The 13,919-nt window shown below is 65.1% G+C and carries 16 protein-coding genes; 2 read left to right on the forward strand and 14 right to left on the reverse strand.

What is annotated here, in order from left to right; genetic code table 11:
- Nucleotides 1-23 precede the first annotated feature (23 nt).
- From CXR43_RS04935 to CXR43_RS04980, 10 genes are all read right to left on the reverse strand, one after another.
- Complete coding sequence (locus tag CXR43_RS04935) at nt 24-878, reverse strand: amidohydrolase family protein (protein ID WP_103332965.1); 855 nt, start codon at nt 876-878, stop codon at nt 24-26.
- Nucleotides 879-1,045: 167 nt separating this feature from the next.
- Nucleotides 1,046-1,816, reverse strand: coding sequence for an inositol monophosphatase family protein (locus CXR43_RS04940; RefSeq protein WP_103332966.1), 771 nt, complete (start codon nt 1,814-1,816; stop codon nt 1,046-1,048).
- 75 nt (nt 1,817-1,891) lie between these two features.
- Nucleotides 1,892-2,809 (reverse strand): calcium/sodium antiporter, encoded by a 918-nt coding sequence (locus CXR43_RS04945; RefSeq protein ID WP_103334027.1) that lies wholly within the window; start codon nt 2,807-2,809, stop codon nt 1,892-1,894.
- Between the two features lie 145 nt (nt 2,810-2,954).
- Nucleotides 2,955-3,581 (reverse strand): ABC-type transport auxiliary lipoprotein family protein, encoded by a 627-nt coding sequence (locus tag CXR43_RS04950; RefSeq protein WP_103332967.1) that lies wholly within the window; start codon nt 3,579-3,581, stop codon nt 2,955-2,957.
- 38 nt (nt 3,582-3,619) lie between these two features.
- Nucleotides 3,620-5,341, reverse strand: coding sequence for an MlaD family protein (locus CXR43_RS04955; protein ID WP_103332968.1), 1,722 nt, complete (start codon nt 5,339-5,341; stop codon nt 3,620-3,622).
- A gap of 4 nt (nt 5,342-5,345) precedes the next feature.
- Entirely contained in the window at nt 5,346-6,143 is a 798-nt protein-coding gene (locus tag CXR43_RS04960; RefSeq protein WP_103332969.1) for an ABC transporter ATP-binding protein, read from the reverse strand.
- Entirely contained in the window at nt 6,140-7,258 is a 1,119-nt protein-coding gene (locus tag CXR43_RS04965) for an ABC transporter permease (RefSeq protein ID WP_103332970.1), read from the reverse strand. Before CXR43_RS04965 ends, CXR43_RS04960 begins: the two co-directional genes overlap by 4 nt.
- A gap of 152 nt (nt 7,259-7,410) precedes the next feature.
- Nucleotides 7,411-8,175 carry an ABC transporter ATP-binding protein gene (locus CXR43_RS04970; RefSeq protein WP_103332971.1) on the reverse strand — a complete coding sequence of 255 codons (765 nt, stop codon included), beginning with the start codon at nt 8,173-8,175 and terminating at the stop codon, nt 7,411-7,413.
- Nucleotides 8,172-9,212: a FecCD family ABC transporter permease gene (locus tag CXR43_RS04975; protein ID WP_103332972.1), complete on the reverse strand. Its 1,041-nt coding sequence runs from the start codon at nt 9,210-9,212 to the stop codon at nt 8,172-8,174. The genes CXR43_RS04970 and CXR43_RS04975 overlap by 4 nt, the downstream gene beginning before the upstream one ends.
- A complete protein-coding gene (locus tag CXR43_RS04980; RefSeq protein WP_103332973.1) occupies nt 9,209-10,246 on the reverse strand; it encodes an ABC transporter substrate-binding protein in 1,038 nt (345 codons plus the stop codon). Before CXR43_RS04980 ends, CXR43_RS04975 begins: the two co-directional genes overlap by 4 nt.
- Before the next feature lie 235 nt (nt 10,247-10,481).
- Here CXR43_RS04980 and CXR43_RS04985 point away from each other — a divergent pair, with 235 nt between their 5' ends.
- Nucleotides 10,482-10,877 carry a DUF2177 family protein gene (locus tag CXR43_RS04985; RefSeq protein ID WP_103332974.1) on the forward strand — a complete coding sequence of 132 codons (396 nt, stop codon included), beginning with the start codon at nt 10,482-10,484 and terminating at the stop codon, nt 10,875-10,877.
- Nucleotides 10,878-10,951: 74 nt separating this feature from the next.
- Complete coding sequence (locus CXR43_RS04990; protein ID WP_103334028.1) at nt 10,952-11,281, forward strand: arsenate reductase family protein; 330 nt, start codon at nt 10,952-10,954, stop codon at nt 11,279-11,281.
- An 81-nt stretch (nt 11,282-11,362) separates the two neighbouring features.
- Here CXR43_RS04990 and CXR43_RS04995 read toward each other — a convergent pair whose 3' ends face one another.
- The 4 genes from CXR43_RS04995 to bufB form a co-directional block, all read right to left on the reverse strand.
- Nucleotides 11,363-11,569 (reverse strand): cold-shock protein, encoded by a 207-nt coding sequence (locus tag CXR43_RS04995; RefSeq protein ID WP_103332975.1) that lies wholly within the window; start codon nt 11,567-11,569, stop codon nt 11,363-11,365.
- Between the two features lie 119 nt (nt 11,570-11,688).
- Entirely contained in the window at nt 11,689-12,312 is a 624-nt protein-coding gene (locus CXR43_RS05000; protein ID WP_103334029.1) for a DoxX family membrane protein, read from the reverse strand.
- A complete protein-coding gene (locus tag CXR43_RS05005) occupies nt 12,312-13,040 on the reverse strand; it encodes an HvfC/BufC N-terminal domain-containing protein (protein WP_103332976.1) in 729 nt (242 codons plus the stop codon). The genes CXR43_RS05000 and CXR43_RS05005 overlap by 1 nt, the downstream gene beginning before the upstream one ends.
- Nucleotides 13,037-13,900 (reverse strand): MNIO family bufferin maturase, encoded by an 864-nt coding sequence (gene bufB, locus CXR43_RS05010; protein ID WP_103332977.1) that lies wholly within the window; start codon nt 13,898-13,900, stop codon nt 13,037-13,039. Before bufB ends, CXR43_RS05005 begins: the two co-directional genes overlap by 4 nt.
- Between the last annotated feature and the right edge of the window lie 19 nt (nt 13,901-13,919).

A 13,919-nucleotide genomic window follows, 5' to 3' on the forward strand; every position in this document is an offset into this window, starting at 1 on the left:
CAGCGGGCAGGCCGGTGCTGCCCTCATGCGAGAAGGCGGTCAGGCAATGGGATATCCCAGATCTTGCAGGCATTCGCGTGCAGGATCGCATCCCGCTCGCTGCCCGACAATTCTGCCAGCAGCGCCTGGCTGGTGGCGACCCATTCGGCAAGGTCAGAGTGCAGGGTGCAGACCGGGCTGTCAGAGCCCCAGACCATACGATCCGGGCCGAACTGGTCCAGAACATGGCTGACCCAGGGGCGCAAACCGGCCAATGTCCAGGTGCCGCCCGTATAGGCGGTGATCCCAGACAGTTTCAAAATCACATTCGGGCGCCGCGCCAGTGCGGTGATGTCAGCGGCCCAGGCGTCAAACGCCCCCCCCGCAATGTCGGGCACGCCGCAATGGTCGAGCACAAAGACCGTGTCAGGGCAGGCATCCACCAATTCGGCGGCAAGCGGCAGCTGCCGCGCCAGCATCACAATATCAAATGGCAGCCCGGCCTTGCCCAGACGCCCGATGTTGTCGCGAAACTGTGCGGTTTGCGACACCGTATCCGGGACCTCATGCAAAATCCGGCGCACGCCCTTGACCACGCGGCGGTCAACCCGGTCCAGCCAGCCGGCAAAACCGCTCGACTCGGGCCGCGCCGAGGCAATCGCCCCGCGGATCAGACTGCCCGGCCGCTGCATCAATTCGGCGACAAAGGCGGTCTCCGCCTCGATATCAGCCTCGGCCACATCAACCTCCATGTGCAGCACATCGGTGATGCCGATGCGGCGGGCGGTGGTCTCATAGGCGTCATAGCTCCAGTCACGGTTCAGCGCCGGGGCGGTGTTCAGCCATGGATAGGACATTCGGCTGCGGTCCACGAGATGCAGATGCGTGTCAAAGATCATGAACCTATCCCTTTTCCATCGTGGCCGCCGTCCTTTTCCCTGATTTAGGCGACTTGGTGGCAGATGTCACCTGCGCAGCTGGCAAGGCGACGGTGGCCGCGCCCTGCATGGCACCGGGCCTGCTGCAGCCCTGATCCCACCCTGTGGCGGGGATTGCGGCAGCCGGGTCATGCCGCAGCGCGCCCCAGCGATGCAATCGCCTCCACCAGGGCGGGCTTGCCGATGACATAGCGCAGCTTTGCGTCCAGCGGGGTCTGCTGCCAGTCCAGCGTCGATGTCGCGCCAAGCGCCACAAGGATCGGCCAGGCGGCCATGACATCCCAGGCGCTTTCGCCGCAGCCGACATGGGCATCCACCTCGCCGGTCGCGAGGTCCAGCAAGGCGATGGTCGAGGCATTGCAACAGCGAAACAACACGCCTGCGTCCTCGGTCAGATAGCGCAAAATGCCGATCCGGTCGGCAACCGGCATGGCACGGCCCAGGGCCACTCCCACCACGGCGCGGTCGGGCAGGTAAGGCGTCAAAGGCGGCAGAATCCGGCCATTCAGACGGGGCGGGTGGCCGGCGCCGCCGGCCAGTGTGAGACCCAGAGCCGGGGCGTGAATGATGCCCGCCACCGGCACCCCTGCCTGCCACAGCCCGATCGACACCGCCCATTGCGTGCCACCCCGGACGAAATTGATGGTGCCGTCAATCGGGTCGATCACCCAGACCCGGTCTGATGTGCCCGCAGTCCTCCCACCTTCTTCGCCCAGAATGCCATCCTGCGGAAAGGCGGCGCGCAACCCCTTGATGATCAGCGCCTCGACCGCACGATCGGCCTCGGTGACCAGATCCAGCGGCCCCTTGGCGCTGATCGCCGCCTGCGACAGGGTGCCGAAATGGCTCAGGGCAAGATCGCCCGCCGCATGGGCAAGTGGGGTCAGTACATCGAACATGGCAAAATCCGGAGCTGTGAAGGCGCGCAGCCCCGACCCTAGGCCGGATCGGGGCCGGGCAACAACAGCCAACCGCTACTGCGCAGCCACCACATAGGCGACATAGCCCGCCAGCATCGCCACGCCAAAGCCACGCCCGATCACCGGACGGGTCAAGAGCAGGGCGGTCAGAACCAGCGACACGCCGATCATCACCGGCAGATCAAAGGTCAGAAAGCGCGACGCCACCGGGATCGGCGCGATCAGCGCCGTTACCCCCAGAATACCCAACACGTTGAAGATGTTGGACCCCACGATATTGCCGATGGCGATTTCAGACTGGCGCCGGACCGCAGCGATCAGCGATGTCGCAAGCTCGGGCAGGGACGTGCCGACCGCCACGATGGTCAGGCCGATGAAGGCCTCGGATATGCCATAGCCCCGCGCGATGGACACTGCGCCATCCACCAGAAACCGTGCGCCGACCATCAGCGCCACCAGCCCGCCCAGAACCCACAGCAAAGACACCAGCGTGGATGCGGGCAGCGGCCCGTCCACCTCTTCTGCCACCGCCTCACCGGGCTGGCGGTAGGCCCAGACCAGATAGGCCACAAGGCCCGCCACCAGCACAAGTCCCGACAGCCGCCCCATCATCCCCAAGGCAAAGACCGGCACCAGCACGAGTGCGGCCCCGACCATCACCGCCGTATCGCGCTTCAGCGTCGACCCGGTGACCCGGATCGGCCAGACCAGCGCGGTCAGACCGCCAATCAGCAGGATATTGGCGATGTTGGACCCGATGACATTGCCAAGCGCAATATCCGGCACGCCGCGCAGGGCCGCATCAACCGACACCAAAAGCTCGGGCGTCGATGTGCCAAAGCCGACCACAGTCAGGCCAATGAGCAGGGGCGGGATCGCCATGCGCCGGGCGATCCCGACACTGCCGCGCACCAGCGCTTCCCCCCCGAAAAACAGGCCGATCAGCCCGATGACAAGATAAACATAATCCACGTCCAACCGCTCCCGCAGGCAGGTGATCCGCCCTGCACGCAAAGCTGTGGGTCTTGGGGATCACGCGCAAGGTGCCGCCGAAATTAAACTTTTTCTGTGCGGATAGGGCAGCGCCGGGCCTGCACCATGTGCTTGGACCCGGCGTTTAGCCGACGCGCAGGCCAAGCGCGGCCAGAACCCAGGACGACAGATCTTTCAGCATGATCTGGGTCGCCGTATTGAATCCCTCGACCAGATCAATCGTTTCCGTGCTGGCCACCGGAAAAGACACGTTGAAGGTGCGGGTCGACAGCACCGACGCATCGCTTTCGCGCACCAGACGGGCGGTCAGGCGGACACGGATGTTGGCGCCTTCCCCTTCTGGCACGGCCTCGGCCTGCAGATCGGTCAGCTCAGAGATCAGCACGTAATCGCCAAAGCTGCCCAGCGGGCGGCGCCCGACATAGCGAAAGCCGTTGCTGTCTTCGAGCGTGCGCACCATCAGCGTCTGCAGCATCAGGGGCGTTTCGGCCGACCATTGCCCATCGGTCAGGTATTGCGCCTGCAACGGGCGCGGGCGGATCATGATCCGTTCCGTCATCAGCCCGCCGGGGGCCGAGGGCACCTCGACCACCAGTTGCCGCGCCAGACTGCTGCGCGCCACCGGGCCGTCGGCGGGGGCCTGCAGGTCATAGCTTTCCAGCGGCGTCGCCGCCCCGCTCAGCGCCGAAATCGCCGCGCAGCCGGACAGGAACACCGTTGTGGCAAGAAGGGTCAGGATCGGGCGAAGCATGGCAGTGCTCTTTCTTTGGGGCGGTGAGATGGCTTGTGTCACCGGCGATAGGCCGGCGTGTTGGTACCGTTGAAAAAGAACCGTGCCGGGTCACGCTGAATCTGGCGCGTCAGCTGGTCAAGATTGGTGATCAGCCCGCGCATCTCGGCTCCCAGCCGGGTGAATTGCGGCAAGGCATTGGCCGAAAAGTCGCGCACCGGCCCACCCGACGCCGCAACCGTGCGGGCCACCTCGTCAAAGGCCTGCCGCGCCGCCGCACTTGCCGCTTTCAGATCGGCCGTCACGCCGGGAATATCGGCAGAGACCTGGGCAATGGCCTGATCAAGACTGTCGATCGTCCGGCGCAGATCGGTGGTGATCGCCGCCACATCCTCGTTGATCACGCGGTCCGCACCGTCAAAGGTGCGCTCGGCGGCAGACAAGGTGCGCTCCCCGACTTCCAGCGCCGAATTGATCGCGCCCAATGTGACATTGGCATTGGCGAAAGTGTCGGTGACCGTGGTCAAGGTGCTGCTGGCGGTATCGACCAGCCCGTCCAGATTGCCGCTCGCATCGGTCAGGCTTTGCCCCACCTCGGCAATCGTGCGGTTGGCGGTTTCCACCGCCGCGCGGATCTCGGCCACCACAGCCGGCAGGTCGGCATTGGCCGCCTCGGAAATCGGGCGGATCGCGGCACGCGCCTCGGCCACCAAAGCCGCGCCATCGACCGTGATCAGCGTGTCGAAATTGACAGATGCCGTCTCGACCGCGTTGAGCGTGTCGGTCAGCTCGGCAATCATCGCATCGGTGGCCTGGATCGTCGCCTCGGCCTCGGTCAGGCGCGCCGTGGCGGCCTCGCCGGTGCGGCGGAATTCGGCAACCGTGTCGCGGGCCTCGGCCCCGATCTGTTCAACCTGGGTGCGGATCTCGGCAATGCCGGCGCGCAGATCATCCGTGGTGCGGCGCAACTCGTCCTGAATATAGGTGTCTGCCGATGACAGGGTGGCGGTCGCCTGATCGAAGGTGGCCGTGCCGGTTGCCACGGTGGTGCGCGTGTCCGTGATCAGTGTGTCGAGGTTGGTCAAGGTGCCCTCGGCCGTGGCCAGCAGGCTCTCGGCCTGGCCGCTCAGCGTCTCCACCGTGGTGCTGAAGGACGAGATATTGTCGGCAAACTCCGACACCGCCGAAGCCACCACCGAAAAATCCTCAAGCGCGGTCGACAGACCCGCCGAGGCCGTCTCGACATTGGCGATGATGTTGTCAATCCGGTCGATGTTTTCCGGGCTGGCAAGCTGTGTCAGATCTTCCATCACCGCCACCGCCTGCTCGACCAGCCGCGGCGCATCCTCCGACAGGCTTTGCAGCACCGACCGGCCCGCTTCCAGTTCCGGCACATCGGTGATGTCGCGGCCGCGCAGCAGGGCATCCTCGGGCTCACCCGGGCTGATGCCGACAAAGGACACGCCGGTGACACCCTGAGATTCAATCGTGGCGATCGACGTGGTCCGCACCGGCACCTCGGCCCCGATTTCCAGCCTGACCCGCACGGTGCCGTCGCCATCGGGTGACAGCCGCACATCCACCACCTGGCCCACCGGCAGACCGGCAAAGCGCACATCCGACGCGCTGGAAAGGCCTGACACCGAGGTAAAGCGCACATCGTAATAGGCGAATTGCCGGTCCAGCTGCACCTGGGCGAACCACAGGAAAAACGCCAGGATTCCCAGCAGCCCGGCCAGAGTGAAGCCGCCGATCAGAATATAGTTTGCCTTGGTCTCCAACGGATCAACCTTCTTTCTGGGCGTCTTTTGCGGCCAGCGCCGCGCGGGCGCGTGGCCCGTGGAAATAGTCGTGAACCCAAGGGTGATCGACTTTCAGCATCTCGTCCATGGTGCCCGTGACCAGCACCTTCTTTTCGGCAAGCACCGCAATCCGGTCGCAGATTGCGTGCAGCGTGTCCAGATCATGTGTCACCAGAAACACCGTCAGCCCCATCGTATCGCTCAGGCGCCGGATCAGCGTGTCGAAATCGGCGGCGCCGATGGGGTCCAGCCCGGCGGTCGGCTCGTCCAGGAACACGATTTCAGGGTCCAGCGCCAAGGCCCGCGCCAGGCCCGCCCGCTTGCGCATGCCGCCCGAAAGTTCCGAAGGGTATTTGTCGCCCGCCAGATAAGGCAAGCCTGACATCGAGATCTTCAGATCCGCCATCGCGCGCCGCAGGTCAGGGTCCAGCCCTTCAACCGCGCGCATCGGCACCTCGACATTCTCGCGCACATTGAGCGACGAAAACAGCGCGCCATCCTGAAACATCACGCCCCAGCGCCGTTCCAGGGCGGCACGCTCTGCCTCACTGGCCTTGCGCACATCCGTGCCCAGCACCTCGATCTCGCCCTCTGTGGGGCGCTGCAAGCCGGCGATGGAGCGCAAGAGTACCGATTTGCCCGTGCCCGATCCGCCGACCACACCCAGGATCTCGCCCCGGTACACGTCCAGATCCAGCCCGTCATGCACGACATGGCTGCCAAACTGGGTGCGGATGCTGCGCAGACGGATCACGGGGTCTTGATCTGCCTCGTCCCTCATATGCCCACCTGCGCAAAGAAAACCGAGAACAAAGCGTCGATCACGATCACCGAAAAAATCGCCGTCACCACCGCGGCAGAGGTCTGGCGTCCCAATGATTCGGCATTGTTGCCCACCTGCAGACCGGCATGGCAGCCCACGATCCCGATGACGATGGCAAAGAACGGGGCCTTGATGGTGCCCACCATCAGATGCGACACATCGGTGTTTTCCACCAGCCGGGTGACAAACAGACCCGGCGAGATGCCAAGCTCGATCCAGCTCATCAGCGCGCCGCCGAACAGACCGGTCGCATTGGCGATCATTCCCAGAATCGGCAGCATCAGCAAAAGCGCAAGGACACGCGGCACGATCAGGGCCGTGGCAGGATCGATGCCCAGCGTGCGCATGGCATCGATTTCTTCGCGCATCTTCATCGAGCCGATGGCGGCGGTAAAGGCCGAGGCCGTGCGCCCCGCCACGATGATGGCGGTCAAGAGGATGCCAAGTTCGCGCAGGATCGACACCGCGATCAGATCAACCACGAACACTTCGGCCCCGAACTGCCGCAACTGCGCCGCGCCCTGAAACGCCAGCACCACCCCGATCAGAAAGGCCATCAGCGCCACAATCGGCACTGCCTTGAGCCCCACCTCCTGACAATGATGCACCAGCGATGTCAGACGAAATTCCGACGGGTGCAGCACAGACCGGCCCAGCCGCGCGATGAACACCCCCAGAATGCCCAGAAGCTGCGACAGAAACACCCCGCCCGCCGCAACCGACCGGCCAAAGCCATCCAGCCAGTGCAGCAGCGAAAAGGCGGGTTTTGTCTGGGTGTCGGGGTCGGGCAATGCCGCGCGCACCGTGTCGATCAGGGCCGCGGCACCTTCGTCTGCGCCTTCCAGGTGCAGCGCATGTCCGGCCGATTGCGCGGCCTTTTCCGCCTCTGCAATGGCCCAGGCCGCCGCCGTGTCCAGCCGCGTCACCTCGGTCAGATCCACCGTCACCGGCCCGGCTGCCGCCGCCCGCATCAGCGCCTTGTGCAAGCCTGTCAGATCGGCCAGCGCAAATGCGCCGCCAAGCCGCAGCACGCTGCCGTCATCGGTCTGATCAGTGGTGACAGTTGCTGGCATAGTCCGGCGATCCAAAACCCTGATTTTCCCCACAGGTGCGCGGTCAGGGCTATCATCATCCCGGAACCAAGGAAAGCGCGGCCATTCCCCCTTTGCACGGGGGCAAGCCTGCGCTCCGGCACCTTTAACCGCCGCTCGGCCTGCTGCACGCCTCAGGCCGCCAGAAACCGGATATGCGGCTGCGTCAAAGGGGCGTCAAGGCTCACCTCGGCCCGCACCCTGAAGACCTCGCGCAACAGCGCCTGTGTCAGCACCTCGGCAGGGGGTCCGCAGGCCACGACGGTCCCGGCTTGCAGCACCACGATCCGGTCGCAGAACATGGCGGCCAGGTTCAGGTCATGCAGGGCAATGACGCTGGTCATGTCCAGCCCGCGCACCATGCGCAGGATCTCGATCTGGTGGTGGATGTCGAGGTGGTTCGTGGGCTCGTCAAGAAACATCACACGCGGACATTGCGCAAGGGCGCGCGCGATATGGACGCGCTGACGCTCGCCCCCCGACAGGGTCTGCCAGGGCTGCGCCCGGCGGTCTGTCATATCCACCTGCTCCAGCGCCGTCGAAACCGCGCGTTCATCCTCGGCAGTCCACCCCGCCAGCGCCGCGCGATGCGGTGTCCGGCCCAGCCGGACCACATCGCGGACAGCAACATTGGTGTCGGTGCCGGCGTTTTGCTGAACGAAGGCCACCTGACGCGCCAGCGCCTTGCGCGACACCCGGGCAATATCCTGCCCCAGAATCTCCACCCGCCCGGACTGGGGCGATTTCAGCCCCGACAGCAGCCGCAGCAGCGAAGACTTGCCCGAACCGTTGGGGCCGATCAGGCCCAAGGTCTCGCCCCTGGCCACGCTCAGCGACACGTCGTTGACGATGCCTTTGCGCCGAACGCCCCAGACCAGATTCTGCGCGATCACGGTCATGTCTGCGGCCTCGCGCGGTACAGGATGATGGCAAAGAACGGCACGCCAACCAGCGCCGTCACGACGCCGATCGGAATGGTCTGCTGCTGGGCCACCACGCGGGAGGCGATGTCGGCCAGCACAAGAAAGACCGCCCCCACGGCGGCGCAGACGGGCAACAGGCGCAGATGCAAGGGCCCCACAATATAGCGCGCGGCATGCGGGACAACGAGGCCGACAAAACCGATGGTCCCGACCATGCTGACGATGGTCGCCGTGATCAGGGCGGTCACCGCAAACAGGATCAGCCGGATGCGCGCCACCGGCACACCAAGCGACGCCGCATCCTCATCTCCGAAGGTAAAGGCATCAAGCGACCGGGCCATGACCATGCAGATGGCAAGGCCGATGATCACCACACCAAGCAAAAGCTGGAAATCCGGCCAGCGCACGCCCCCGAAACTGCCCAGAAGCCAGAACATCACATCGCGCGCCTGCTGCGCATTGCCCGAGGTGGTGACGATATAGGATGTCAGGGCGTTGAACAGTTGCGAAGCGGCAACGCCTGCAAGGATCGTGTGGTTCGGCCCGCTTGTCGCGCCATTCGACAGCAGCGCAACAAGACCAAAGGCCGCGAAGGCCCCGGCAAAGGCCCCCATCGACAGGCTCAGGCTGCCCGCCCCGATCCCCAGCACGATCACCGCCACCGCGCCGGTCGAGGCCCCGGCGGACACCCCCAGCACAAACGGCTCGGCCAGCGCATTGCGCAACAGCGCCTGCAGGATTGCGCCACAGATCGCCAGCCCCGCGCCCGCCAGCGCGGCCACCAGTGCCCGGCTCAGCCGCAGATCCCAGACCACGCTCTGTTCAATGGGGGGAATGTCGGCGGCCGTCAGGCCCAGACCATTGGTCACGGCAAGGAACACCGTGCCCACACTGATCCGGTAATCGCCAATCGCGGCCGCAAAGGCGACCGCGATCACAAGCAAAAGCAAGACAAGCCCAAGGAACAGGGCAAGCGTGCCTGCCCCGCCCTCCTGTGTGTCTGTGTCTGTCACGGCAGATCAAAGCTCCGCAGCTGCGCGGCCAGCTCTTCCGCACCGTAAAGCGTGTGGACAGAGGGGTTCATCGACGCCCCGCTCATCACCGCGATCCGGCCCGCCTTGACCGCGTCCATCTGGCTCACCGCAGGATCCGTTGTCAGGAATTCGATCTTGGTCTGCGCCTCGTCGAGGCCCCAGCGCTTGCGGTCCACCTGCGCCGCCACAATCACCGTGGGCTGCGCGGCCATGATGCCTTCCCACCCCAGTGCGGGCCATTCGGCCTCGGTCGTCAGCGCGTTCGACCCGCCCAGCACATCCGCGATATACCCCGAAGGACCGTTGCCACCGGCCAGATAGGCATCGTCGGACGGCGAGGGCGACGAGAACCAGAACAGGAAGGTCAGATCGTCACGGCGGGCGAATTCGGCGCGCAACGCGGCCTCGCGGCCCTTCAGATCGGCGATCAGCGCCTGACCCCGGTCCTGCACGTCATAAATCCGCGCCAGCTCGTCAATTTCCTGATAGAGCAGGTCCATGCTCCACAGGCTCTCTCGCAGACCATAGACGCTGTTGACGGCGCTCCCGGTTCTGTTCTGGGTGTCGGCCACCACCGTGCAGGCACTGGGGGAAAGATAGGTCGGGATCCCCAGTTTCTCGAAATCCTCGCGCTTGGCCACCTTGCTGTCGGGACCAAGCAGCGTCACCAGCATCGCCGGAACAAAATCGGGCTGCTGGGCCAGAATGGCTTCCAGCGTCGGAAATTCCACGGTCAGGACCTCGACCTTTGCATGGGCGGCTTCAAGCTCCGCAAGCACCCGGTTCGGCCAGAACGCGGTTGCTGCCATCCGATCCTCAAGACCAAGCAGATACAGGATTTCTGCACTGTTGTGACCAAGGGCCACAGCGCGCTCGGGCGCCTTGGCGAAGGTCACCTGCTGGCCACAGTTGTCAATCGTCAGCGGATAGGTGGTGGCCTCTGCCCATGCGGCAGGGGTCAGCAGCACAGTCGCAAGACCGCTCAGCGCGGCAAGACAGGTGATGGGTCTCATGGCAATTCCAATTCCGACAAAAACAGTCGAGAACCGCGTAGACGGTCGGCCCTGGATATTCAAGAGTAAAACTGTCACCAATTTTACAGGCGCGCTGCCCGGCGCGCGTCGGGCGATCCCCGTTCGGCGGGGCAAGCAAGCGGCACGCATTTGCGACGCAAAACGTGACCTTTGCGATCCTCGCTCTACCATCGAGGAAATCCACGCTTTACCATCGTGGAAAAGGGAGCTTCCGATGCAACTTGTGACACTGTATCTTTCGACGGCTCTGGTGTTTCTGATCGTCGATGCGATCATGCTGACGCTGGTGATGAAACCGCTGTTCACCCGCCATATCGGCGCGTTGATGGCCGAACCGATCCGCTATGCGCCTGCGGGGCTGTTCTATGCGGCCTATGTCGCCGGTCTGATCTATCTGGTCAGCCTGCCCGCCCTGCGCGATGGGGCGCCGCTGATCCTGCCTGCGGCGATCATCGGGGCCATGGCTTACGGCACCTATGAATTCACCAGCTATGCCATCATGCGCGACTGGCACTGGTCGATGGTGATGACCGATACTCTGTGGGGCGCGGTGCTGACCGCATTCTCGGCCTGGGCCGGTGTGGCAATCACCCGCGCGCTGGTCGGCTGACCCAAACCCGGGGCTGGCACCGGGCGGCGCTGCGGGCTAGACAGGCACCACCCCCTGATCACATGAGGCCGAACATGATCCTGTATGGCATTTCCACCTGCGACACCTGCAAAAAGGCGATCAAGGCGCTGGAGGCTGCGGGCCAGACCGTCAGCTTCCGCGACGTGCGCAAAGACCCGCTGTCCGATGCCGAGATCGAGACGATCGTGGGCGAATTCGGCGACCGGATCATCAACAAGACCTCGACCACCTATCGGGGGGCCAGTGATTTTTTCAAGGCGTCAGACGCTGATGCGCAAATCCGCAGCCAACCCACGGTGATGAAGCGCCCGGTGATCGAGGCGGATGGCCGCTGGTATCTGGGCTGGGATCAGGCCACGGTCGAGGCGCTGACCGGCGCCTGATCCCCTGAAATGCCGAACGGCCCGCCATGCGGACCGTTCGTGTCTGTGCTGTGGTGACCTGTGGTGCCACAGGCCCGGGGTTCAGAGCAGACGCAGGTCGCTGGCCGATTCCCGGCCATCGCGGCCCGACTGCAATTCATAGGCGATCTTCTGGTTGTCGTTCAGGCCCTGCAGCCCGGCCCGTTCAACCGCAGAGATATGCACGAAGATATCCTTGCCGCCATCATCGGGCGCGATAAAGCCGAAGCCCTTGGTTGCATTGAACCATTTCACTGTGCCGGTTGGCATGCCGTCTCTCCTCTCAACTCACCTCGCAGCGGAATTGCCACAAGCCGTGCCGCCAGATTCCACGGCCTTCGGTCTGCGAGGCGGTCAGAAAGTCTGTCATCACTTGGCTCAAGGATGACTCACTTTCGGTTAAAATCAAGAGGTTTCACGGCCCCATCGCCGCCATTGCTGTCCGCAGGCCGGGTTTTCTGGTCCGTCGGCTGATTTCTGCGCAAGTTGCGCAACCAGCGGTCGACCGAAACCGGACCCGCGCCCATCATCACGATCACCACCAGCGGCAGCGTCCACAGCACACGCTGGTCCAGGATCAGCGCATCGGCAAAGCGGTCAAACCACGCCCCCAGATCGGCCCCCGCGACACCATGGCCGATCACATCGGTCAGGCTTTGCACAAGGATAAATCCGATCATCCCAAGGGCCGCCAGCCGCGCCAGCAGGCCTGCGATGATCAGCAGCGGCAGGAGAAATTCGGCCCCCGTGCCCGCCAGCACCACCAGACGCGGCCACAGCCCCAATTGGCTGGCATCATAGCCGACGGCCTCGAAAGCGCGCGGAAAGATCTGCGCATAGGCCCCCGTCGATGGCATCAGCAGACCGGGGCCCAGCTTGGTCAGGGCCGAGGCCCAGAAGTAACCGGCCAGCACCGCGGCAAATACCAGCCGTGCCAGCACCGGCAGCAGCGCCGGGGCCATGCGGTCCAGCCATCGCCCGAGGGCCTGGGCTGCGGCGTCTGCGGTTGTCATCATCGGCGCAGCTCCACAATGGCTCGCCCGCGCAGCAGCAGGGTCAGCACTGCGGTCAGATCTGCCCCCGGGGCTGCGTCCAGCGCCGCCTCCAGCGTCAGCCCCGCGTGCAACCCGCGGATCACCGCCAACCCGCCCGCAGGCAGCAGATGCGGGCGCGGGTCAAACTCAGGGCGCAGCACCACCACATCCCCGGGCTGCATCGGCGGCTCTGCGCCGCCTGCCTGATGCGCGCACCAGATCGCCTGCACCGGCCAGCGCGATGGCATCAGCCGCAACGACGGGGCCAGCCCGATGCGGCTGGCCAGCAGCGCCGGCACCGGCAGCGCCGCCAGCGCCTCTGCGGCAAGCGGCACTGCATCAGCCGCGTGATAGCTGTCGCGCACCAGCAGCTCCAGTCGCGCCATATCAGGCAGATAGCCCAGATGCGCCACAGGGGGAAACTGCTCCAGAAACGTCGGAAATGCCGCGCCATAACCGCTCAGCACCGGCCCTTCCGGCGGATGCGCCCGCAAGACGACCAGCGCCATGGCGGCAAAGAACGGCGCTCCAACCAACTGCCGCACCACCGGAAACCCCTCCTCCAGCGCCGCCACCAGCGACGCCGCCACAGTGTTTCGGTACACGTCAAACCGGCGCGGGGCAGGGCGGCCTTGCGGGTCGACCAGCCCCGGCGGCAGGGGCGCGTCCGGCATCAGCACGGCTTGGGCAAAGGCGCTCTGGCTCATGCCGTCACCCGCGCCCCGGCGCGGGCCAGCACCTGTGCCGCCCGCCCGGCCTCGGCCCGCAGCACCGGCCAGTCGGGCACATCATTGTCCCATTCGATCAGCGTGGCACGCGTCCCGCCCTGCGCCACCGCCTGCGCGTAAAGCGCCCAGACCGGATCGGCCACCGGCGTGCCATGCGCGTCGATCAGCAAGGGCATTCCATGGTCGGCCGCGTCTTCGGCATGTCCCCCCAGATGGATCTCGCCCACCAGCTCCAGCGGAAACCGCCGCAGATACGCCGCCGGATCAAAGCCCTGATTGACCGCGCTGACAAAGACATTGTTCACATCAAGAAGCAGCCCACAGCCGGTCCGCTGCGCCACCTCGCGCAGGAACACGACTTCCTCCATCGTGGCTTGGGCAAAGCTCAGATAGGTGGAGGGGTTTTCCAGCAGCATCTGCCGCCCCAACACCTCTTGCACCTGATCGATATGGTCACAGACCCGCGCCAGCGTGGCCTGCGTATAGGGCAGGGGCAGCAGGTCGTTCAGAAACACGCCGTCATGCGTCGACCAGGCCAGATGCTCGGAAAAACTGGCAGGCCGCAGCCAGCCGCACAAGGCCTTCAGCCGCGCCAGATGCGCCGTGTCCAACGCGCCTTCCCCGCCAATCGACAGCCCGACCCCGTGGACAGAGATCGCAAACCGCTCGGCCAGCGCGCGCAGCTGCGCCAAGGGGCGCCCGCCCGCGCCCATGTAATTCTCGGCATGCACCTCCAGCCAGCGCACCGGCCCCGGATCCGCCATGATGCCCGCGAAATGCTGCGGCTTGTACCCCACCCCCGGCGCGGCTGGCAAAGCCCGACTGCCCGTATCAAGCATCCTGAACCCCTTCATTATC

Origin of the sequence: Pseudotabrizicola formosa (assembly GCF_002900965.1) — a bacterium.
In the GTDB taxonomy this organism is placed as follows: domain Bacteria; phylum Pseudomonadota; class Alphaproteobacteria; order Rhodobacterales; family Rhodobacteraceae; genus Pseudotabrizicola; species Pseudotabrizicola formosa.